This is a genomic window from Psychrobacter sp. 1Y4 (genome assembly GCF_051847555.1).
In genome coordinates this window covers 1-531 of the sequence record NZ_JBPYDE010001099.1, presented here as the reverse complement: position 1 = coordinate 531, position 531 = coordinate 1, and the positions used below count along the sequence as shown (strand labels likewise).

At 39.9% G+C, this 531-nt stretch carries 1 protein-coding gene; it reads right to left on the bottom strand.

What is annotated here, in order from left to right; all coding sequences use genetic code 11:
• Positions 1–345: 345 nt before the first annotated feature.
• A partial coding sequence (locus tag ACS8FC_RS20610; RefSeq protein ID WP_439298152.1) for a phosphoribosylformylglycinamidine synthase subunit PurQ occupies positions 346–531 on the bottom strand: 186 nt, incomplete at its 5' end.

The following is a 531-nucleotide window of genomic DNA, read 5'->3' as shown; positions in this document are numbered from 1 at the left end:
ATTATAATACCTTAATTCTACTAATAAATCTGTTTTATATATATAACTTTACAGTTCTAATCGCTCATGATACAGCCTTATTCTTGAGGGAATAACTCAACGTAAGGTGTCACAAAGATGAGGTACATTTGACTTAGCAATACACAGTTTAAATTTAACTCTGATTGAGGCATAATCTATAAACATCCTTTGAAAAGCCATTAATTGCGAAGCTAAAATTACATTATAACTCCATCCACCCTTCTCACAGTTAACTATCCTTCTTCAAAACACTCAGACACGAAAAAGGTGAGCATTACGCCCACCTTTTTTTATATCTATAATAATACTCTAAACCAACTTAGCCTATCTAAACCAAGCGCGAGCGTTACGGAACATACGCATCCACGCGCCGTCCTCGTCCCATTCTTCTGGTTTCCAGCTGTGGTTATACGCTTTTAGATTACGCTCAGGATGCGGCATCATGATAGTGACGCGACCGTCGGTGCTACACAGACCCGTGACACCGCCGAGCGAACCGTTTGGATTGAG